Genomic DNA, 20679 nt, shown 5'->3' with positions numbered 1-20679 from the left:
TAAAGATTTCTTTATATCGTTGTCTGGTTTCATTCAAGCGAATGGCTGGCCGTCCGCGCTGTCAGTGCGCGGTCTTCACCATATCCACCTGCGTTTCGGTAATGTCGTCGTGCAGTATGCTCTCGAGCCGGTCGGCGACCATCTGATCGTCGTGGCGGATCTCGCGTTTCCATGGCTGGCGGCCTTTCAGCACACCCGATTCATCGACGATCTCGGCGACATATTCCTCCTGGCGGTAGGCCATCACATGGATGCCGGAGACACCAGGAATTTCCTTCACCTCGTTGATGATGTCGGTGCAGAGCTGCTTGCCTTCCTTCTTCTGGTCCTGCGCACCTTCCAGCCGCTTGATGATGGCGTCGGGAATATGAATGCCCGGCACGTTGGAGCGGATCCATTTGGCCGTCTTGGCCGAAGCCAGCGGGCCGACGCCGCACAGGATGAAAACTTTTTCCGTATGCCCCAAGTCCCGCGCCCTCTGCATGAAGGTTCTGAACATCGGCACGTCGAAGCAGTATTGCGTCTGCACGAACTGCGCGCCGGCGGCGATCTTCTTGCCGAGATGGATCGGGCGGAAATCGAAGGGTGGCGCGAAGGGGTTGACGGCGGCGCCGAGGAAAATTTGCGGCGGCGTCGTCAACTTGCGGCCGGACAGGAACTTGCCGTTGTCGCGCATGATGCGGCAGGTTTCGAGCAACGACATGGAATCGAGGTCGAAGACAGGCTTGGCGCCGGGCTGGTCGCCGGCCTGGACGCCGTCGCCGGTGAGGCACAGCATGTTGGCGACGCCCATGGCGGCACCGCCCAGCACGTCGCCCTGGATCGCGATGCGGTTCCTGTCGCGGCAGGCGATCTGCATGATCGGCGCGTAACCCATGCGGGTCAAAAGCGCGCAGATGCCGACCGACGACATGTGGCAGTTGGCGCCGGAGGCATCGACGGCATTGATGGCGTCGACCCAGCCGTCGAAGATTTTCGCGCGGTTATAGACGTCTTCGGGATCGGCGCTGTCGGGCGGGTTGAGCTCGGTGGTGACCGCGAATTCGCCGCGCCGCAGCACACGCTCCAGCCGGCCACGCGAGGAGTGGCCGGGCAGCGGATCGAGCGGCAGATGGATGCCGGCCGGGTTTTCATCGCGCTGGCGGCCGATCACGCGGCCGCTCCAGTGTTGGCTTTGGCCGCTGCTTCACGGGCCGCTGCCGACTGGGCCGTCACCCGCAGCCAGGCCGAGGTTTCGCGCAGCGACTGGTCGACCGGCTTCTGCACGGTCAGGATCCTGTCGCCATGCTCCATGTTCCGCGAGCCTTCCCAGGCCTTAACCCAGACGCAAGGCATATCGGGCTCGACCTCGCAATTGCCGTTGGCGCGCACACCGCCGCAAGGGCCGTTGCGCAGCTGCTTGGGGCAGTTCATCGGGCACGACATGCCGGTCGAGGACAGGATGCACTGGCCGCACATGCGGCAGTCGAACATGAAGCCCTTGACGCGCCTTTCGACAAACTTGATCGGCGCCTCGACGCGCCCATAGCCGAGGCCTTTCCAAAGCGGATGAAGAAGCAGGAACATGTCGGCGAACCTGGAGTAGAACCATTCGAGCAATCGCGAGTGCCGAATGGACCACAGCCTGATGGCAAACGACCGCTGCACGCGCCGCTGCGGCGACACGTCGGCCGGCTTGTAGTCGGATTTCGGCGCTGCCTTCTTGACCTGCGTGGCCTGGGTAAACGGCTGGGTAACCCTTGGCCCTTCTTTGGCAGGAGTGGTTTCAGACATTTTCTTTCCCGCCTGCCTTGACTAGAGCGACCAGCCGCTCGCGGTCGTATTTCGCGTCGATGTCGCTGAATGCCTTCTCGACCTCGGCTTCGAGGTCGTCGCCGACCGGGATCGGATCGGCCTTGCGCCATTCGGCGAGGTAATCGTCGGTGCCGCCGGCGCCGGTGCGCATGGCGCACATATCGATCGCCTCGGTGAAGCGCAGCGGCAGTTCGCGCTTGGCGTTCTGCCGGCCCTTCTTGACGATGACCTGGGCGGGGATGTCGCGCCAATAGACGACGATCAGATCGGCCATGAATTCTCTCACTCCCTGTAGAGCGCCGTGCGTCCATGAGGGAAACGACGCTCCACCACTTTGTCCAGCAGGTGCGAGCATTGCCGGATGCGCAGTGGGGCTGCTTGTTATGGGACGACGCGCGCGCATTCAAAAGCGACGCTATTGGACGTCGCAAAAAGAAAGGCGAGATTCCGAGGGAAGGCTGGCTACCAAACCCGCTTGGTCAGGCCGGTCCAGAGATAGAACCAGATCGTCGGGTGGTACCATTGTTTTGAGGGCAGGTCCGGCTTGATCGTGGCCAACTTTCCGTCCAAGGCCCCGCGGACCGCCTCGACGCAGATGTCACGCGAGAACGCCGCCTGGCGCAACGCATAGCTCGAAATAGTGTCGCCGGGCTCCGGCTTGCCGCGCGCCTGTTTCAACACGCCGCCGGTGTCGACGCCGGCGTCGACCAGATGCACGGTGGTGCCGAAATTCTGGAGATCGCCGCAGGCCAGCGCCCAGTAGCCGCCATTCATGCCGCGGTATTTCGGCGCGATGCCGGCGTGGTAGTTGAGCACCGGGCAGGGCATTTGCGCCAGCGTCTGCCGGGACAAGAGCCGGCAGCCGGCGAGCAGCACCACGCCCGGGCGGATGTCGGCGATCGCCTGCAGGCAATCGGCTGCGTTGGCGGAGGAGACGTGGATGATCTTTTGTCTCGGCTTCGGCTCGGTCTCAAGCTTCTGATCGGCGATGAGCCGCTCTGCGTGGCCAGCGAAGAAGCGCTTGCCGAGCCTCGTCAACACCATCGTGCCGAGTTGACCGATGGCCGAAAACCAGCCCTGGCGGCGCGCCCGGCCGAGCAGCAATTGTTTTTTGGATTCAGGGCTTTCGAGGATGACGCTGACAGGGTCGAGCTGGTCGGCGATGGCGTTGACGATGGCCCAGATGTGCGGCCCGCCTTCGGTGACGATGACGATCGCAGCACTTTTTTCAACCGCTGATGCCATGGCGCGCTTTCTTGCCGGCGCGCAACCATTTGCCGTGCGCTGCCCGGCTCAATTCTGTGCCGGGCGAGGTTAAATCTTGATGACCGCCCGGCCAGCGAGAGACCAACGGATCAGCGCTTGAACTCGATGATGTCGAGTTTCGATTCGTAGTAGGGCGCCGGGAATTCGATGCGCCATTCATTGGCGCTGGTGCGGAAGGCATAGCCGACCTGGTCGCTTTCCGGGCCGCTGCCATAGGGTTTTGGCTTGTTGTCATTGACATAGCCGGAGCCGAGATAGATCGCGCGTTTTTCGCTATCGTCGAAGAAACGGCCCTTGGTGCGTTGCGAGCCGCTGACCTTTTCCAGCTGCCAGCCGGAGCCATCGTCCGTGACCTTGCACTTGAACCAGCCATAGATGACCAGCGGGCCGGTCAGGCCCACCTTGATGGTTCGGCATTGCCAGTTGCCGCTCAGGTCCTTGTCGGAAAAGGCCACTATCGGCTTTGCCAGCAGCGCGTCGAGTTGGCTGACCTCAGCCGGGTCTCCCGCTTTTGCCTCGGCCAGCGCCGCCTTGCGGGTCTCGCCATATTTGTCGAGGCGAACCTTGTCGGCAGGCGTGATGATCTTCTGCACCTCGCCGTCGGCGCGAGCGGGCAAGACGAGGCAGAGGAGGCCAAGGGCGGCAAGCAGGACGCGAGGGGTCATCGGGACGTTCCGTGTTCGGATGGCTGAATCAGCCTGTTTGCTTTTGGCTCACAACTTAACCATTCGCGGCGGCCTGTCATCTGTTCTCGACAGCGTCCCGGCTCAAGAACCGCTTCAGGCGTGGGCGGCGGCCTGCGCCAGTCCGGCCGTCAGGTCGCCATAGCCCGTCGAGCGGCGCTCATAGGCGAGGCCAAGCATCTTCGCGGCCTTCTCGGCGACCTTGTCGAGTTCCGGATCGTCGGTCTGGGCGATGTAGATCAGCTTCTGGTAGTTGCCGAAATAGTCCTTGATCAGCTCCGGGTGCTTGTCGAGGCCGAGCGGCTTCATGAAGAAGGCGTCGAACTGGCGGCACAGGAAATCGGTCATGTAGAACGACATCATGTCGTCGTCGGCGACCTTCGCATAGGCGTCCATGCCCTGGTAGAAGGCAAAGCAGTGCGGCCCGGCCATGCGCTCGACGCCGTGCTTCTCCAGGACCCGGTCGAGCATGCCGCCGGTACCGCAATCGGCATAGCCAACGAAGATGTTGCTATAGCCTTCCGCCTTGGCCTTTTCGATCGCCTTGTCCATCGCCGGTGCGATGCGGTCGGGGTAGAAATGGAACTCCGCCGGCAGGCAGGTCAGGTCGAGATGGTCGAGCTTGAGCTGCTCCTTGACGGCCAAAACTTCGCGCGCAATCATTCCGCAGGCGATGACCAGCAGCCTGTCGTCCTGATTCGGTTTCGTTTTTTGCATTCTGGCCATGGAACCTGGTCGAAGCGGCCTTCGTTGCTGTGGGGCGAATCTATCGAGAGAGGGATAAACCGTCCATGAAACTGTTACGCGTTGCGCCGATTGCAATCCTTGCCTGCATCCTGGCGCTTACGGCCTGTGCCAACACCGTCCGTGGTGTCGGCCGGGATATCAAATCGACTGCGAAAGCCGTCGACGACACCGTCACCAAACCCTGACGCAGCCATCCGTTCCAATAGCTGGAACAAAAAAGCCGCGCTGCAAGGCGCGGCTTTCGATTGTGGCCCAGACGCCTTTCGTAACAGATCAGGCTGAAGCGCGCACGTTATGCTTGCGCTTCATGAAGTCCTTGGCGGTCTCGACCGCCACAGCCGCGTCGCGGCAATAGGCATCGGCGCCGACGGCCTTGCCGAATTCCTCGTTTAGCGGCGCGCCGCCGACCAGGACGACATAGTCGTCGCGGATGCCCTTTTCCTTCATCGTGTCGATGACGACCTTCATGTAAGGCATGGTCGTGGTCAAAAGCGCCGACATGCCGATAATGTCGGGCTGGTGCTGCTCGATGGCGTCGAGGTATTTTTCCACCGCATTGTTGATGCCGAGATCGATGACGTCGAAGCCGGCACCTTCCATCATCATGCCGACGAGGTTCTTGCCGATGTCGTGGATGTCGCCCTTGACGGTGCCGATCACCATCTTGCCCTGCTTCGGCGCGCCGGTGGCGGCCAGCAGCGGGCGCAGGATGAACATGCCGGCTTTCATCGCGTTGGCCGACAGCAGCACCTCGGGAACGAACAGGATGCCGTCGCGAAAGTCCTCGCCGACGATGCGCATGCCTTCGACCAGAGCTTCGGTCAGCACCTTGTAGGGCACCCAGCCGCGCTCGAGCAGGATGTTGGTGCCTTCCTCGATCTCTTCCTTCAGTCCGTCATAGAGATCGTCGTGCATCTGCTGCACCAACTCGTCGTCGGAAAGCTCGGAGAGGATGATCTCGTCGTCGGCCATTTTTCTCGGGCTCCTTGCCGCGCGGATGCGATCACGGCGGCTTAAAATAATCGCGTCAATACCTAACCCGGCGGGGGCAGGTATCCATAGCTGATTTGCGACTTCCCGCAAAAGGAAAGCGACCGCAAATCTATTGGAATTCTTGTCGATTTTGCGACAGGCGTTGGCGCTGGCGGGCCGTTTCGAATAGGGTGCATGGCTACGATCCGGGCGAGAAGCCGCCTACGCGGCCGCAAACGGTTTTTAGGGAAAAACGATCATGAGTGAAAACGCGTCAGTCGACCAGGAAGCGTCCAATGCGCGACGTGGACGTGCTGCCAGCGGCGGCGCGGCTGCAAGGCGGGCGGCGCGCTCGGGCGGCGGACCGGGCACCCAGCTCACCTATATCAAGCGCAAGATCAACATCTATGAGGTCCTCAACGAGGAAGGCCTGGCGATTATCGAAAACAACACCGATACGGTGCTGGAAGAGATCGGCATCATCTTTCGCGACGACGCCGAGGCGCTGCAGCTTTGGAAAGAGGCGGGCGCCGACGTCAAGGGCGAGCGCGTGCATTTTCCCAAGGGCCTCTGCCGCTCGCTGCTGAAGACCGCGCCGCCCATCTACACCCAGCATGCGCGCAACGCCGAACGCTCGGTGCAGATCGGCGGCAACGCCACGGTCTTCGCGCCGGTCTATGGTCCGCCCTTCGTGCGCGATCTCGACGGTGTCAGGCGCTACGCGACGATCGAGGATTTCCGGAATTTCGTGAAGCTCGCCTATATGGCGCCGTCGATTCACCATTCGGGCGGCACGGTTTGCGAGCCGGTCGACGTGCCGGTCAACAAACGCCATCTCGACATGATCTACAGCCACATCAAATATTCGGACAAACCGTTCATGGGTTCGGTGACGGCGCCAGAGCGGGCCGAAGACACCGTCGCCATGGCCAAGATCGTGTTCGGCGACGATTTCGTCGAAAACAACACCGTGCTGACCAGCCTGATCAACGCCAATTCGCCGATGGTGTTCGACGAAACCATGCTGGGCGCGCTGAAGGTTTATTCGCGTCACAACCAGGCTTGCATCGTCACGCCGTTCATCCTTGCCGGCGCGATGAGCCCGGTCACGGTGGCCGGCACGCTGACGCAGGTTCTGGCAGAGGTGCTGGCCGGCGCCTCTTTCACGCAGTTGATCCGTCCCGGCGCGCCGGTGCTGTTCGGCACCTTCGCCTCGTCGATCTCCATGCAGTCTGGTGCGCCGACCTTCGGCACACCGGAGCCGTCGCTGGTTTCCTACGGCGCCGCACAGCTTGCCCGCCGGCTCGGTCTGCCGTTCCGCACCGGCGGCTCGCTCTGCGCCTCCAAGGTTCCGGATGCGCAGGCCGCCTACGAGAGCGCCAACACGCTCAACTCGACCATTCTTGCCGGCACCAATTTCGTCCTGCATTCGGCCGGCTGGCTCGAAGGCGGACTGGCGTCCTGCTACGAAAAATTCATGATGGACATCGATCAGCTCGGCATGACGCAAAAGTTTTCCGAAGGCGTCGACCTCTCGGAAAACGGCCAGGCGATGGACGCCATCCGCCAGGTCGGCCCGGGCAGCCACTATCTCGGCTGCGACCACACCCAGGCCAATTTCCAGACCGCCTTCTACCGCTCCAGCATCGCCGACAACAATTCCTACGAGCAGTGGCTGGCCGAGGGCGAGAAGACAGCGCCGCAGCGCGCCAACGAACTCGCCCGCCGCTGGCTGGAGACCTATGAGGCGCCGTATCTCGATCCGGGCATCGACGACGGGCTGAAGGACTACATCGCGACGAAGAAGGCGTCGATGGCTGACGCCTTCACCTGAAAGGAGCCCGAGTCAGGCGGGGCTAAAGTCGCCAACATCATCCACAAGGAAGTCTGGCGGAGCGCTTTCTCCGACCCGGACAAGAAGGGATGATTGCGCGGCGCCGGGCTGACGAGATAGCGGCCGCGCTTTCCGCCGACGGCCTCATCCTGCGCGGCGGCTTCAATTTCGCAACAAGCGAAACGCCGCCGCATGGCCCTTCAGTTGCCCCCGCCAAATCCGTGCTGTTGGTGGGGCAGGCGGGAGCGGCACCCTGGCCGCATTTCCTGCGCTGGCGCGACCGGCAACCGCAAACCATTGCTAATCCGCTCGACACATGGTCGCGCGCAGTGATCGGTGCGGTGGCGGAGAAATTCGGCGCGCGCGCCGTTTCGCCTTCGGACAGACCTTATCTGCCGTTCCAGCAATGGGCGATGCGAGCGGAGGGGCTGAGACCGTCGCCGCTGGGCATCCTGATGCATCCGCAGTACGGGCTCTGGCATGCCTATCGCGGCGCGTTGCTGTTCGAGGATGAGATCGCGCTTCCTGAACGTCGCGAAGCGATTCACCTTTGCGACGCCTGTGTTGCAAAACCTTGCCTGAAATCCTGTCCGGTTGACGCCTATTCCGCGGATGGTTTCGCTCATCAGGCTTGCCTGGCGCATGTGCGGGGATCGAAGGGCGAACCATGCCGCGGCGGCGGCTGCCTCGACCGCAACGCCTGTCCGTATGGCACGGCCCATCGCTATCCGCCTGAGGTTCAGGCCTTTCACATGACGGCGTTTGCCGGCCTGTAGCCGGGTCGAAAGCCCGCACAAAGTGTTGAACGGGATTGTCAGGGAACGGCTTGCCCTGACGGTGCCTGCTTATATGTATCGCACGACATTTAACGGAGCGGGCCATGGCGAAGCAGGACATTGAGATCAAGACCGGGGACGGCGTGGCGAAAGCCGGGCTGTTCCGCTCGGCGACCGCTTCCTCGTCCAGGGCCGGCATCATTCTCTATATGGACGCTTTCGGTCCGCGACCGGCGCTCGACGCAATGGCGGAACGGCTGGCAGGCGAGGGCTATGCCGTGCTGGTGCCGGATCTTTTCTATCGCAAAGCACCCTACGGGCCGTTCGAGCCCAAGACCGCTTTCGTCGTCGAGGAGACCAAGGTCGCGCTGACGGCGTTGGTCCACGGCACGACACAGGACATGACCATCCGCGACAGCAGGGCGTTCCTCGACACGCTTACCGCTGAAGGTGTCACCGGACCGGTCGGTGTCGTCGGTTACTGCATGGGCGGGGCGCGGGCTTTGAATGCGGCTGCAACCTATCCCGATCGCATCGTGGCGGCGGCGAGCTTCCATGGCGGCAATCTGGCCAGCGATGCCGCCGACAGCCCGCACCGCAAGGCCGCAATGATCAAGGCGCGCGTCTATGTCGGGACATCGGGCGTCGACCGCAGCTTTCCGCCGGAGCAGTCGGCGCGGCTGGTCGAGGCGCTGCGCGTGGCGGAGGTCGACCACGCCATCGAAAACTATGCCGGCATGGCGCATGGCTGGTGCGTGTCGGACCACAGCGTCTTCAACGCGGCCGGCGCCGAACGTCATTGGAAGCGACTGACGACGCTGTTCGCCGAGACGCTGATCTAACGAGGCGTTGCCTGAAGTCGCAACGAACGGGTAGAGACTGCACGATTGGCGCGGCCTGTTAAAACAGCGCCAGTCGAGCGGGAACGAACAGCCTGATGCAATCCTATGATGTCGTGGTGATCGGCGCCGGTGCGGCCGGAATGATGTGCGCCATCGAGGCGGGCAAGCGCGGCCGCTCGGTCCTGGTGCTCGATCACGCGGCAAAGCCCGGCGAGAAGATCCGCATCTCCGGCGGTGGCCGCTGCAATTTCACCAACATCCACACCAGCCCGAAGAATTTCATCTCTGGCAATCCGCATTTCTGCATTTCGGCGCTCAGCCGCTACACGCAAGGCGACTTCATCGCGCTCGTCGAACGCCATGGCATTGCCTATCACGAGAAGACGCTGGGACAGCTGTTTTGCGACGGCTCGGCGCGCCAGGTCATCGACATGCTGGTTTCCGACATGCAGGATTGGGGTGTGGAACTGGCGTTGTCGACCGAGGTGAGGAACGTCAGCAAGACCGCGGACGGGTTTGTGCTGACGCTCTCCGCTGGCAGCGTCGCTTGCAGCTCGTTAGTCGTGGCTTGCGGGGGCAAGTCGATCCCCAAAATGGGCGCGTCCGGTTTCGGCTACGAGCTTGCGGCGCAATTCGGCCTTGCGGTGGTGGAAACACGGCCTGCGCTGGTGCCGCTTACCTTCGACGCAAGAACGCTGGAGCGGCTGGCGCCTTTGGCCGGCAATGCCGTCGATGCCGAAATCGCCTGCGGCAAGACGCGGTTTTCAGAAGCGATGCTGTTTACGCATCGCGGCTTGAGCGGGCCTTCCATCCTGCAAATATCGTCCTATTGGCGCGAGGGCGACGAGATCCGCATCGCCATGCTGCCGGGGAGGGATGTGGCGGAACTGCTTCGCGCCGCCCGGCGCGTCAACGGCAGGCAAGCGGTGCTGACGGTGCTTGCAAACCATTTGCCGAAGCGCCTTGCGCAAGCAGTCGCCGAGCGCAGTGGGATCGATGGCAATCTCGCTGATTTGACAGACCTCCAAATGAAAACCGTCGAAGCCGCCGTCAACGACTGGCGCATCAAGCCGGCCGGCTCCGAGGGTTACCGCACGGCGGAAGTGACGCTTGGCGGTGTCGATACCAACGGGCTCGATCAGAAGACGATGCAGGCGAAATCCGTGCCGGGGCTGTTTTTCATCGGCGAAGTCGTCGATGTCACGGGCTGGCTGGGCGGCTATAATTTTCAGTGGGCTTGGTCGTCCGGCTGGGCCTCGGGCCAGGTGTGCTGATATTCAGGTGAGGCCGGCCTGCAAACGACGGCTTTCTGTGCTTCCGGTGCTCGCGTACCAAAAGTACGCTCCGCTCCGGTTCTCGAAATCCATCGTTTTCGGCTCGGCCTCACCTGAATCTCAGCGCACCTGTTGCGCGTGCATCCGTCGCCTCGGAAAAAAATCTTTCCATAACCCCAAGGATTGGCCATTAGCCTTCGTCCAACAGGCAAATGATGGCGATGATGCTGGATGAAAGCGAAGCCTCCGACGCCGAATTGATCGGGCGGGCGAAGGGCGGAGACAGGGGTGCCTTCGGCAAATTGCTGGAGCGGCACTACGACTTCGTCTATCGCGCCGCCTATCGCTGGTGCGGAAAGAAGGCCGATGCCGAAGACATCGCCCAAGAGGTCTGTGTCCGTCTCGGCAAGGCGATCCGCGACTACCGCGGCGGCGGCGCGTTTACGACATGGCTCTATTCCGTGACGCTGAACGCCGCGCGCGACATGATGCGCAAGACGACGCGCGAAAACGTCAAGACCGAGGCTTTCGGCGCCTACAGCATGATATCGGGAGAGGCATCCGCCGAGCCCGAAGATCCGACTGAGGCGCTCTGGGCAGCGGTGCGGCAACTGCCGGACAAGCAGCGCGATGCAGTACTTCTGGTCTATGGCGAAGGGTTGAGCCATGCGGCCGCCGCCGAGGCGATGGCAATCTCGGAGACGACGGTTTCCTGGCACATCCATGAAGCGAAGAAACGGCTGAAAACGCTCATGCGTTCAGCCGGGGAAGTGTGACCATGGTCGACGACAACGAACTCAACAGGCTGCGCGACGCAGCAGTACCGGCGCCGGGCGAGAGCGCGAAGACACGCGCCTTCGAAGCCGCCATGCGCGCTTATGATCAGGAAAATATTTCTGCCGTCACCCAAGGATCAGTCGGCGGGCTTCGTCTCACAGAGCGAGCACAAAAGCTCTGGAGCGAGATCATGCAAAAGAAACTCATCGCCACGCCAGCCATTGCCGGGCTCGTCGCCCTGCCGATCGCCGGATACGCCACCTTCCATATGCTGAGGGAACAGCCGTTGCCGTTCGGCGGCGACGAGAAGATCACCGAGACGCTGGCCGACAAACCGGCAACCAATGGGCCGGCAACCAACGCGCCGGTAAAAGAAAAGCAGGCGCCTGAAGGCGACAAGAAGGCCGACGCCGATGTGCGAAGCCGCGACACCACTACGCCGCTTACGCCACCCGCGCCGCCGAAGCCCGAATCGACCGTTGCTGTCGCCCCGGCGCAGCAGGATGCGCTGGGACGCGGCGTGTTGGCCGAGCCTGCGCCAGTTGAGAGCCGCGAGTTTTCGCTTGACGGCACCGCTGCCCCGGCCGGCGGCGCGCGGGTTGACCGCATGGCCGGCGCGACCGAATCCAAGTACCTGGCACAGCCTTCGACGATGCCGGCCGACCAGATTGCGCCGCAGGAGCCAAACCGCGACCGCGTCGAGGATTTCAAGACCAATCCGGTGCATGCAGCCCTTCAGGATCCGGTCTCGACCTTCTCGATCGACGTCGACACCGCTTCCTATTCCTTCGTCCGCGGCTCGCTGAAGCAGGGCTACCTGCCGCAGGCCGACACGGTGCGCGTCGAGGAGATGGTCAATTACTTCCCCTATGACTGGAAGGGTCCGGACTCGGCTTCGACGCCGTTCAACTCGACCGTAAGCGTCATGCCGACGCCGTGGAACGGGCACACCAAGCTGATGCACGTCGCCATCAAGGGCTTCGACATCAAGCCGGTCGAGCAGCCGAAGGCCAATCTGGTGTTCCTGATCGACGTCTCGGGTTCGATGGATGAGCCGGACAAGCTGCCGCTGCTCAAGTCGGCTTTCCGGCTGCTGGTCAGCAAGCTCAAGGCGGACGACACCATCTCGATCGTCACCTATGCCGGTGACGCCGGCACCGTGCTGATGCCGACCAAGGTCACCGAGAAGGACAAGATCCTCAACGCTATCGACAATCTGCAGCCGGGCGGCTCGACGGCCGGCGAGGCGGGTATCAAGGAAGCCTACAAGCTTGCCCAGCAGTCCTTCGTCAAGGACGGCATCAACCGTGTGATGCTGGCCACGGACGGCGACTTCAATGTCGGCCAGACCGATGACGACGATCTGAAGCGACTGATCGAGCAGGAGCGCAAGACCGGCGTCTTCCTGTCGGTGTTCGGCTTTGGACGCGGCAATCTGAACGACCAGATGATGCAGACCATCGCCCAGAACGGCAACGGCACCGCCGCCTATATCGACACGCTGGCCGAGGCCGAGAAGGTTCTGGTCGAGGATGCCTCCTCGACGCTGTTCACCATCGCCAAGGACGTCAAGGTCCAGGTCGAGTTCAATCCGGACAAGGTCTCGGAGTACCGGCTGATCGGCTATGAAACCCGCGCCTTGAACCGCGAGGACTTCAACAATGATCGCGTCGATGCCGGCGATATCGGCTCCGGTCATTCGGTGACCGCCATCTACGAGATCACGCCGAAGGGCAGCGGCGGCGAGCAGATGGATCCGCTGCGCTACGGCCAGGCGACGGTCAACAATGGCGGCGTCGCCAATGCCGACGAATATGCCTTCGTGAAAATCCGCTACAAGCTGCCGAACGAAGACGTCTCGAAGCTGATCACCACGCCGGTGACGTCGGCCAACGAGGTCGCGTCCTTCGACCAGGCCAGCACCGACCAGCGTTTCTCCATCGCTGTCGCCGCCTTCGGCCAGAAGCTGCGCGACGAGGATGCGACCGCGAAGTTCGGCTACGACAAGATCATGGAGATTGCCACCGCCGCCCGAGGAGCCGACCCGTTTGGGTACAGGTCCGAGTTCCTTTCGCTTGTGCGCCTTGCCTCGGCGCTCGGCGGTAACCGGTAGTGGCAATACAGCCGGTTCCTTTCAGACGGGGGTCGTTCTGATACGGGGAACCGGCTACGGGCGGGTGAGGCAGGCCGGCGGGGGAAACCCTGCCGGCCTTTTTTCGGATCGATTGATCCGAAGCGCACAGATGATCCGCCTGATCGTTAAATTGCGCGGCTTTTCCGGAACGTCATCGCAATGCCCTGCTATTATTGCATGGGGTCGGGACTGGGCTTGGGGAGCCGGGAATTGCAGATCATGAACATTGGAAACACGACGCCGGCGGTGAGACACACGCAGGCGTCGGGAACGCTGTCGCCAGAATCCAGGCGCATCATGGATGACGTCGACGCAGCCCGGAATACCGCAAAGTCGGCGCTGACCAATGACCGCTTTCGCGTCATGCTGGAGCAGATCGGCAATCCGCAGTCGTCGGGTGACCTGGTGACGATGAATGAAAGCGCCGACAGCACCGCCCTGGATTTCACGACGGCGCTATCGCGTTACGCTGAAAACAGCGAATAAGTTCGATATCAGGCCCGGCTGCGGCGGCGTTCGCGGCGGGCTTCGCTGGTCTCGGCGGTGTTTTCCGTCGCCACCTTGTTGCGCATCGGACCGATGCGCTCGATGATCCCCGCGACGGTCGGGCGTTCGGATTTGGTGTGCGCGTCGAGCGCCTTGCGCATGGCGGCAAGGTGCTGGAACGAGGTGCCGCAGCAGCCGCCGATGATCTTCGCGCCGCCATCCACCGCCAGCCGGACATAGTCGGCCATCAGCTCCGGCGTGCCGGAATAATGGATCTCGGTGCCACGAAATTCGGGAATGCCGCAATTGCCCTTGACGATCACCGTCGCTTCCGGCTTCGCCTCGGTCATGTCGAGCAGCGAGGCCAGGATGTCGGAGGCGCCGACACCGCAATTGGCGCCGACACCGAGCGGCGTCTCTGAAAGTCCGTCGGCGACGCCGTGGATATCCCTGGGCAGCAGGCCCATCATGGTGCGGCCGGCAGTGTCGAAGGAGCCGGTATAGGTGTAGGGCAGGCCGACGCGGATAGCGGCTTGCGCCGCGGCGCGGATCTCGTCCGGCGCCGACATGGTCTCGATCCAGGCGACTTCGGCGCCGCCTTCCTTCAAGCCTTCGATCTGTTCGGCGAAGGCCTCGACCGCCTCGTCATAGGTCATGGCGCCGAGCGGCACCAGCAACTCGCCGGTCGGCCCGACCGAGCCGGCGACGATGACTTTCCTGCCGGCCTTGTCGGCGACCGCCCGGGCAATCTCTGCGGCGCGCTTGTTCAGCGCATGCACGCGGTCCTGCGCATGGTGCAGCTTCAGCCGGTGGCGCGTGCCGCCGAACGAGTTGGTGAGAATGATATCGGCGCCGGCGTCGACGAAATTCTGGTGCAGGCTGGTGATGGTATCGGGCGCCGTCTCGTTCAGCAACTCCGGCGCTTCGCCGGCCTCCAGACCCATGGCGAACAAATTGGTGCCGGTGGCGCCATCGGCGAGCAGCACGCCCTTTTCGGCCAGCAGAGCATCGATGGGATTGTTCGCGGTCATCGGATCGACTTTCAGATATTTGAATGGAATAAGGATATAAAGAAGTCTTTATGTCCAGTCAATGTGTTTGCAACCTGCAATGCCGCGCGGCGCACCTTTCCGGGGCGTTGGCGATCAGGCAGAACCCGATGGAAATGACGCGCCGGCCAGATTGCGCGCGTAGGCGGCGGCCTCATGCGGGTTGATGTCGGCGGCCCGGATCAGATTGTCGAAATGCTGGGTCAGCGCCTGGACCGGCTGGGTGGCGTTCAGCACGACATACATGTCGCCGACATAGATGGCGGCGCGATAAGGGCCGAAGATGGTCAGCGGGATGGAATAGCGCATGCGGCCGTCATAGAGGAACAGGCGGAAGGTGGGGTAGAGATCGTCAAGCAGCGTCGCCATATGGGCAAGCTGCTGCCGGCGGTCAGCCTCGGGAAAGCGGTCCCAGACGCCCAGGCCGCGGGCAAAGATCTCAAGCGTATGGCGCGGCATGCAGACCTCCATGTCGGTCTCAGGGCGCCGGTTGTACTCGATGCGGTACTGCGTCTCGCTGGCCTGCGCCAGACGGCTGCGGTTGGTGATGTTGGCTTCGTAGTCGACCAGCTGGCGTGTGCGCAGGAGATCGGGAATGCCGGCCGGCACATAGCGGATCTTGGTGCCTGCGGCCTCGGCGAACCATTTGGCGAGCAGCGTGCGGTCGAAGCCGTCGGGCGCCTCTTCGATCTCCAGGCTTTCGCGGATTTCGCCGGTGACGCCTTCATCCTGGGAGAGGCCGAGCAGCCAGTCCAGCGAGATCTTGAATTCGGCGGCGATGTTGAGCAGCGTTTCGGCACGTGGCAGGCGCGTCGAGGCGCCGGACATCAGTTGCGACAGCGCCGACCGGTCGATGCCGACTGCTGACGCGAAAGCCGACTGGTTGAGATCGGACCGTGTCAGGAGCAGCTTCAGGCGCTCCCGGAAGATTGCCGAAAGGTCCCGTTTGTCCACTGTTCGTTCTCCGCACTCTCTTAGGAAAAATTTGCGCCCGAGCCGTCGAATCAGCACTTCCAGCGTAAATGAATCCGTAGGGTTGTTTACAATGCATAACATCTGCGGTCAAAAATGCGCAATCGCAACATTTTGTACACTTTGTCTCGTTGAGCGGAATCGCTTCTCCTGACACTATGCTGTCAGGAACAATTCCGGCGACTGAGGGACAGTGGTCGATAGCATGACAGGCAAGCGCATCAAGCGACGCGACGCAGCGGCCATCGAGTGGCCGACCGTGGTCCTCGCTTTCTTCTGTTACGGAATGTGGCTCGCTGCCGGGCTCCTGCTCTGGCCCTCTTATCCGACCCCGGCACTTCTTCTCCTCGGCTTCATCCTGGCCTTGCAGTCGTCGATCATGCACGAAGTGCTGCATGGCCATCCGACGCGCAGCGCGCTCATCAACGAAGCCTTCGTCTTCCTGCCGATCGGCCTGGTCTGGCCGTTCCGTCGCTTCAAGACGCTCCATTTGCGCCACCACGCCGACGAGCGCCTGACCGATCCGCTCGACGATCCCGAGAGCTATTACCAGGCGTTGTGGATGCATGACGATCTGCCGCCGACGATGAAATTCCTGCTCAAGATCAACAACACCATGGCCGGCCGTTTCTTTCTCGGCCCTTGGCTGTCCTGCATCGGTTTCTTCGTCGACGACGCCAGGCATGTGATTGCCGGCGACAAGGTGATCGGCAAGGCATGGCTGCTGCATGCGATCGGCCTCGCCATCGTGGTGCCGATCGTGCAGTTCGGCTTCGGCATTCCCGTATGGCTCTACATTCTGGTGCCGGTCTGGCTCGGCCAGTCGCTGATCGCGGTCCGGACTTTCGCCGAACATCAGTGGTCCGAGCACCCTGAAGGACGCACGGTGATCATCGAGCGCTCGCCGCTGTCGTTCCTGTTCCTCAACAACAATCTGCACTTCGTTCACCACAAGACCCCGACCGTTGCCTGGTACAGGCTTCCAAAACTGTTTGCCGACCGCCGCGACGAGTGGCTGCGGATGAACAATGGCTACGCCTATCCGAACTATTTCGCACTGATCAAAGCCTACGCATTCAAGGCCAAGGAGCCGATCGTGCACCCGGTGCTGCGCCGCCAGGCCGAGCCGGGCAGGGCGTTCAAGCCGCGCATCAGGGCGCGCAGCATCAGCGGGCTTGGCAGCGCGCCGGTTCCGGCCGAGCCGCCGAAGGAATAATCCCCGGACTTCCCGAACCCGTGTCGGCCAATTCTGATTGGACGCCGCGTTTTTGCGATCCTTTCCCGAGCCATGATGATTGAGTGTCGGCATGAGTGATTTGGTTGCGGCATTGCCGATGTATGACTGGCCCGAAGTGCGCGGCGAGGTCGACGCGCAATGGGCAGCGCTGCGCGATGCTTTTCGGCACAAGGGCGTCGATGGGCCGCAGACAATCGTGCGCCGCAATGGCGACCTGCCGCCGGTGCCGGGCGGTATCCACGACGCCGAGGGCAGACTGATCGCGCCCGATCCGGCGATACTGCCGCCGGACGAACTCGACCATCACCAGCTTTGGCTGCATCCGGCGCTGCTGTTCGCGCAGACCTGCTGGGGGCCGATGGAACTCGGCCTGAGCAAGCATGTGCAGGTGGTCGGCCAGCCGAGCTACGACGCTTACGAAGGCGGCCAGGGCGAACTCTATTCCAGCGCGCTGGTGATGCGCACAGGCGAGGGATCGGAAGTTCGCTCGCCCGCGGATGGCAAAGCCTTGCTGCCGCTCGATCTGATGCGCGGCAAGCGCTTTACCTACAACAGCCTCGATTCGATGTCGGGCATCATCGCACTGGCGCGCGACCTGCAGGCCGCCGGCGAGAGCATGGATATGTTTCCCTCGCGCAGCGAGAGCGGTGGCCATCGCGGCTCGATCGTCGCGGTCGCCGAGGGCAAGGCGGATATAGCTGCCATCGACTGTGAGAGCTGGGCGCTGGCGCAGCGTTTCGAGCCTGCGGCAAACGCCGTGAAGGTGGTCGGCTGGACGGCAAGGCGCAAAGGCCTGCCCTACATCACCGCCAGGACGACGCCGGAAAAGACGCTCAAGGCTCTGCGCGAGGCGCTTGCCGGATCAGCCGAGCAGCCTCGCATCCAACGGGTAGGTTGAAAGCTGCTCGTTACCGGTCTCGGTGATCAGGATCTGTTCCTCGATCTTGACGCCCGCATGGCCGCCGAGACGGCCGATATAGCTTTCCACGCACAGGACCATTCCCGGCTCCAGCACGCCGTCGGGCGTGTCCGGCGTCCAGTCGCTTGCATGCGGCAGGGTTGGATACTCGTCGGCGAGGCCGACGCCGTGATAGAGCACGCCGTAGCGCGCCGGGAAGCAATCTCCCGGCGGCACCACCGAGCGTTCGACCAGGTCGCGGAAGGATATGCCGGGCTGCATCAATTGCGTGTTGTGGGCGATCTGGTCGGCGGCGATGTGGAAGAGGTCCCGTTGCTCGTTCGATGGTCTCGCATCGCCGCAAAGCCAGGTGCGGGAGAGATCGGCGCAGAAGCCGTAGGGGCCGATCAGGTCGGTGTCGAAGGCGACGAGGTCGCCTGCTTCGATCACCCGCGATGAGCATTCCTGGAACCACGGATTGGTGCGCGGTCCCGAGGCAAGCAGCCGGGTTTCGATCCATTCGCCGCCGCGCGCAATGTTGCCGCGGTGGAGTTCGGCCCATAATTCGTTTTCGGAAATGCCCGGCGTCAGCGCCTTCTCCATTTCACCCATCGCCGCTTCGCAAGCGACGATGGCGCGGCGCATGGCGAGGATCTCGTCCGGCGATTTGATCAGCCGCGCATTTTCCATCACCGCTTCGCCATTGCCGATCGAAATGCCGAGGCGGGCGAGTTCCTCGACGCCTTCCGGGTTGATGTGGTCGACCGCAATGCGGCTGTTGCCGCCGCCATGCTCCTTGACCAGATCGGCGATGCCGGCCGCCCAGCGGCGGACTTTGTGCTCGGTCAGCTCGCCGCCATAGAGATACATCCACGACACTGCCGGCCGCACCTCGTCGACGACGCCGGAATGATCGGACAGATGCTCGCAGGAGAAATAGTCGAACAGCACCACGGGTCCCTCAGTGGCGACGAAGCAGTGGCGGGTCGGATTGTGCGCGACCCACAGCTGCATGTTGGTCGAATCGGTGGCGTAGCGGATGTTGACGGGGTCGTAGAGCAGCGCGCCGGCGTAGTTTCGGCGCCTCAGTTCGGCGCGGAGGCGCTCGAGCCGGTATTTGCGCATCGCGGCAAGATCGGGCGCGGCGATGCCTGCCGCTTGCCATTCGGCTTCAGCCAGCGCGCCATAGCCCAGCACATGCTGGTTCAGCGACGCCGCCTTCTGGCGCGATGCGTCGCGCAAGGCTTCGACGGAGCCGGGCTCGAACGGCATGATCTTGCGATGACGACCGAACCCTTGTTTCTCCACCCGACGCCTCCCTGCCGACTTACTGTGGCGCTGCGCCCGCGGCCGCTTTCTTCAGCCGCGTGACCGTCAGCGTGCGGGTGGGCGGCTCGCTGTCGAACAGCATCGGAACGACCAACTGCTGCGGCGAGCCGTCAGCGACATAGCCGGCCTCGCTCAAGGCCCGCAGGATGCCCTCGGGAGGTTCCTTGTCATTGGCCATCACCAGCACCGCCGGCTCGATCAGCAAATGGCCGAAGTCCGGCATCTCGTCGTCGAGCACGACCAGATCGGGATCGACAAGACGCAGATTTCCCACCCAGTGCCAGCTCGATATCGCCGTGCGAACCGGACCGTTTGCCGTCAGCTGGCCATAGAGCGACTGGTAGTCGACACGCACGATGCTGCCGCGGCTGTCGCCGCCATTGAGGTGCGTGTACCAGGTCACCGGCAGCACGAGGATGGCAAGCGTTGCGCCGACAAAGACGACGACGTCCTGCACCTTCATTCCCTTGTCGCCTCTGGCATCCATCCGCAAGGCCAGCGCGACCGGCAGCAACACAAGAATGGGAAGCATCCAGCGATCGCGAAATTGCGTCGTCCCGCTCGCCAGGACGAGCACGATGGTCATCGCCAGGGCAAAAGCGATGGTGCGCCACACCAGTTTCTCGGTCCATGGCGCCGGTTGCAGAGCCGGCGCCGGCTTTTTCCATGCGATGAGCAAAGCCGCGACGAATATGCCGGCCGGCAACACGGCGAAATACAGGATAGCCTTGCCCAGTCCGCGCATTCCGTAGAATGCGGTTTGTATGGCGCTTTCTCCTCTGCCCATGCCGAAGCCGCCGCTGTGCGACAGCAACTGGTCGGTGTAGGTCAGGTTCCAGTAGAGCGTCGGCAGGCAAAGCAGCACCGCCACGACAAGGCTGATCGAAAACCGGCGGTTGAGGATGACGCCGCGCGTTTCGCGCAGCGACAGGGTGGACAGGATCAGCGCGGCGAGAAAGATGGCGTTGTTGTATTTCGACAGGATGGCGGCGGCCATCGCCACGCCAAACAGCACATAGGTGGCCAGCGAACGCCGCTGCACCAGTTCGACGAGCGCAAGAAACAGCACCACTGAAAAACAGAAAGCGGCGATCGAGTGGGTGAGGGCGTGCTGCATCTCCCACACCATCTGCGGAAACAACAGCAGGCCGAACAATGCGGCGGCGCCAGCGCGGCTGGAATAGCCCAGGCGGCGGACAGCGATGAAAACCGACGCCAGCGCCGCTCCGATCAGCAGGTACTTCACGATCTTGAGCGCGAGGATGTTCGTTCCGATCACGGCGGCGACGAGGCGGGCAAGCCAGGTGTAGAGCGGCGGCTGCGAGCCGCCATAGCCAGCCCAGAGGTAGTGCATGTACATCAGCTGTTCGGAATCGTCGACGCCGACACCGGTTCCTACGACATGGGACAGCAGCGCCATCACCACGATCTGGACGACGCAATAGACCGCGACGCAGACCAGTGCGGCGTTGAAGGGACCGACCTTGCCTTCGCCGAGCCAGTCCGTCCATTTCTCTAGATACTGCAAGGGGATCGTCTTCTCATCGAGGGAAAATGCCTGCGGCCAACTGCCGAAGGCCCCTTACACGATCTCACGCTCCCTGTCGCC

Annotated in this window: 21 protein-coding genes; 10 read left to right on the top strand and 11 right to left on the bottom strand. The window is 62.7% G+C overall.

Translation table 11 applies throughout. The annotated features are described in order from the left end of the window. Window positions 1-61 precede the first annotated feature (61 nt). From NKL06_RS29435 to NKL06_RS29410, 6 genes are all read right to left on the bottom strand, one after another. Complete coding sequence (locus NKL06_RS29435) at window positions 62-1153, bottom strand: methylenetetrahydrofolate reductase (protein ID WP_023681780.1); 1092 nt, start codon at window positions 1151-1153, stop codon at window positions 62-64. Then, window positions 1150-1773, bottom strand: coding sequence for a methylenetetrahydrofolate reductase C-terminal domain-containing protein (locus NKL06_RS29430; RefSeq protein ID WP_023681779.1), 624 nt, complete (start codon window positions 1771-1773; stop codon window positions 1150-1152). The genes NKL06_RS29435 and NKL06_RS29430 overlap by 4 nt, the downstream gene beginning before the upstream one ends. Beyond that, entirely contained in the window at window positions 1766-2068 is a 303-nt protein-coding gene (locus tag NKL06_RS29425) for a virulence factor (protein WP_023670397.1), read from the bottom strand. The genes NKL06_RS29430 and NKL06_RS29425 overlap by 8 nt, the downstream gene beginning before the upstream one ends. 188 nt (window positions 2069-2256) lie before the next feature. After that, a complete protein-coding gene (locus tag NKL06_RS29420; protein WP_023691014.1) occupies window positions 2257-3039 on the bottom strand; it encodes a formyl transferase in 783 nt (260 codons plus the stop codon). 110 nt (window positions 3040-3149) lie between these two features. Further along, entirely contained in the window at window positions 3150-3725 is a 576-nt protein-coding gene (locus NKL06_RS29415; RefSeq protein WP_023670399.1) for a DUF4893 domain-containing protein, read from the bottom strand. A 114-nt stretch (window positions 3726-3839) separates the two neighbouring features. Next, window positions 3840-4469, bottom strand: a complete 630-nt coding sequence (locus NKL06_RS29410; RefSeq protein ID WP_023691015.1) for a DUF1638 domain-containing protein — start codon at window positions 4467-4469, stop codon at window positions 3840-3842. A 65-nt stretch (window positions 4470-4534) separates the two neighbouring features. Here NKL06_RS29410 and NKL06_RS29405 point away from each other — a divergent pair, with 65 nt between their 5' ends. Beyond that, on the top strand, window positions 4535-4675 hold the full coding sequence (locus NKL06_RS29405) for an entericidin A/B family lipoprotein (protein WP_023688117.1): 141 nt from the start codon (window positions 4535-4537) through the stop codon (window positions 4673-4675). Window positions 4676-4763: 88 nt separating this feature from the next. Here NKL06_RS29405 and NKL06_RS29400 read toward each other — a convergent pair whose 3' ends face one another. Then, window positions 4764-5462: a cobalamin B12-binding domain-containing protein gene (locus NKL06_RS29400; RefSeq protein WP_023688118.1), complete on the bottom strand. Its 699-nt coding sequence runs from the start codon at window positions 5460-5462 to the stop codon at window positions 4764-4766. A 259-nt stretch (window positions 5463-5721) separates the two neighbouring features. Here NKL06_RS29400 and NKL06_RS29395 point away from each other — a divergent pair, with 259 nt between their 5' ends. The 7 genes from NKL06_RS29395 to NKL06_RS29365 all read left to right on the top strand — a co-directional run bounded on the left by NKL06_RS29395 (window position 5722) and on the right by NKL06_RS29365 (window position 13585). Then, window positions 5722-7296, top strand: coding sequence for a trimethylamine methyltransferase family protein (locus tag NKL06_RS29395; protein ID WP_023670403.1), 1575 nt, complete (start codon window positions 5722-5724; stop codon window positions 7294-7296). Between the two features lie 89 nt (window positions 7297-7385). Then, window positions 7386-8072, top strand: coding sequence for a hypothetical protein (locus tag NKL06_RS29390; RefSeq protein WP_023691016.1), 687 nt, complete (start codon window positions 7386-7388; stop codon window positions 8070-8072). Window positions 8073-8176: 104 nt separating this feature from the next. After that, on the top strand, window positions 8177-8914 hold the full coding sequence (locus NKL06_RS29385; RefSeq protein ID WP_023691017.1) for a dienelactone hydrolase family protein: 738 nt from the start codon (window positions 8177-8179) through the stop codon (window positions 8912-8914). 95 nt (window positions 8915-9009) lie between these two features. Beyond that, window positions 9010-10188 carry a BaiN/RdsA family NAD(P)/FAD-dependent oxidoreductase gene (locus tag NKL06_RS29380; protein ID WP_023691018.1) on the top strand — a complete coding sequence of 393 codons (1179 nt, stop codon included), beginning with the start codon at window positions 9010-9012 and terminating at the stop codon, window positions 10186-10188. A 215-nt stretch (window positions 10189-10403) separates the two neighbouring features. Continuing rightward, window positions 10404-10964, top strand: coding sequence for an RNA polymerase sigma factor (locus tag NKL06_RS29375; protein ID WP_023696454.1), 561 nt, complete (start codon window positions 10404-10406; stop codon window positions 10962-10964). 2 nt (window positions 10965-10966) lie between these two features. After that, a complete protein-coding gene (locus NKL06_RS29370) occupies window positions 10967-13078 on the top strand; it encodes a vWA domain-containing protein (protein ID WP_023691019.1) in 2112 nt (703 codons plus the stop codon). Window positions 13079-13318: 240 nt separating this feature from the next. Beyond that, entirely contained in the window at window positions 13319-13585 is a 267-nt protein-coding gene (locus tag NKL06_RS29365) for a hypothetical protein (RefSeq protein WP_023724232.1), read from the top strand. An 8-nt stretch (window positions 13586-13593) separates the two neighbouring features. Here the strand turns inward: NKL06_RS29365 and bmt are convergent, their stop codons facing one another. Both bmt and NKL06_RS29355 read right to left on the bottom strand, forming a co-directional pair. Beyond that, window positions 13594-14616, bottom strand: coding sequence for a betaine--homocysteine S-methyltransferase (gene bmt, locus NKL06_RS29360; RefSeq protein ID WP_023681769.1), 1023 nt, complete (start codon window positions 14614-14616; stop codon window positions 13594-13596). A 114-nt stretch (window positions 14617-14730) separates the two neighbouring features. Beyond that, on the bottom strand, window positions 14731-15588 hold the full coding sequence (locus tag NKL06_RS29355; RefSeq protein WP_023681768.1) for a helix-turn-helix domain-containing protein: 858 nt from the start codon (window positions 15586-15588) through the stop codon (window positions 14731-14733). A 223-nt stretch (window positions 15589-15811) separates the two neighbouring features. On the opposite strand from NKL06_RS29355, the gene NKL06_RS29350 reads away from it, so the two are divergent. Together NKL06_RS29350 and NKL06_RS29345 are read left to right on the top strand one after the other, a co-directional pair. Then, entirely contained in the window at window positions 15812-16822 is a 1011-nt protein-coding gene (locus tag NKL06_RS29350; RefSeq protein WP_031208033.1) for a fatty acid desaturase, read from the top strand. Between the two features lie 91 nt (window positions 16823-16913). Continuing rightward, entirely contained in the window at window positions 16914-17741 is an 828-nt protein-coding gene (locus tag NKL06_RS29345) for a phosphate/phosphite/phosphonate ABC transporter substrate-binding protein (RefSeq protein WP_023691021.1), read from the top strand. Here the strand turns inward: NKL06_RS29345 and NKL06_RS29340 are convergent. Further along, window positions 17706-19013: a M24 family metallopeptidase gene (locus NKL06_RS29340; RefSeq protein ID WP_023691022.1), complete on the bottom strand. Its 1308-nt coding sequence runs from the start codon at window positions 19011-19013 to the stop codon at window positions 17706-17708. The genes NKL06_RS29345 and NKL06_RS29340 overlap by 36 nt on opposite strands. Before the next feature lie 55 nt (window positions 19014-19068). Further along, window positions 19069-20598, bottom strand: a complete 1530-nt coding sequence (locus NKL06_RS29335; protein WP_023691023.1) for an ArnT family glycosyltransferase — start codon at window positions 20596-20598, stop codon at window positions 19069-19071. Window positions 20599-20679 lie beyond the last annotated feature (81 nt).

Source organism: Mesorhizobium sp. C268A, assembly GCF_040324475.1.
GTDB lineage: Bacteria > Pseudomonadota > Alphaproteobacteria > Rhizobiales > Rhizobiaceae > Mesorhizobium.
The sequence above is the reverse complement of the archived record's forward strand: the minus strand, read 5'-3'. Positions and strand labels throughout refer to the sequence as shown.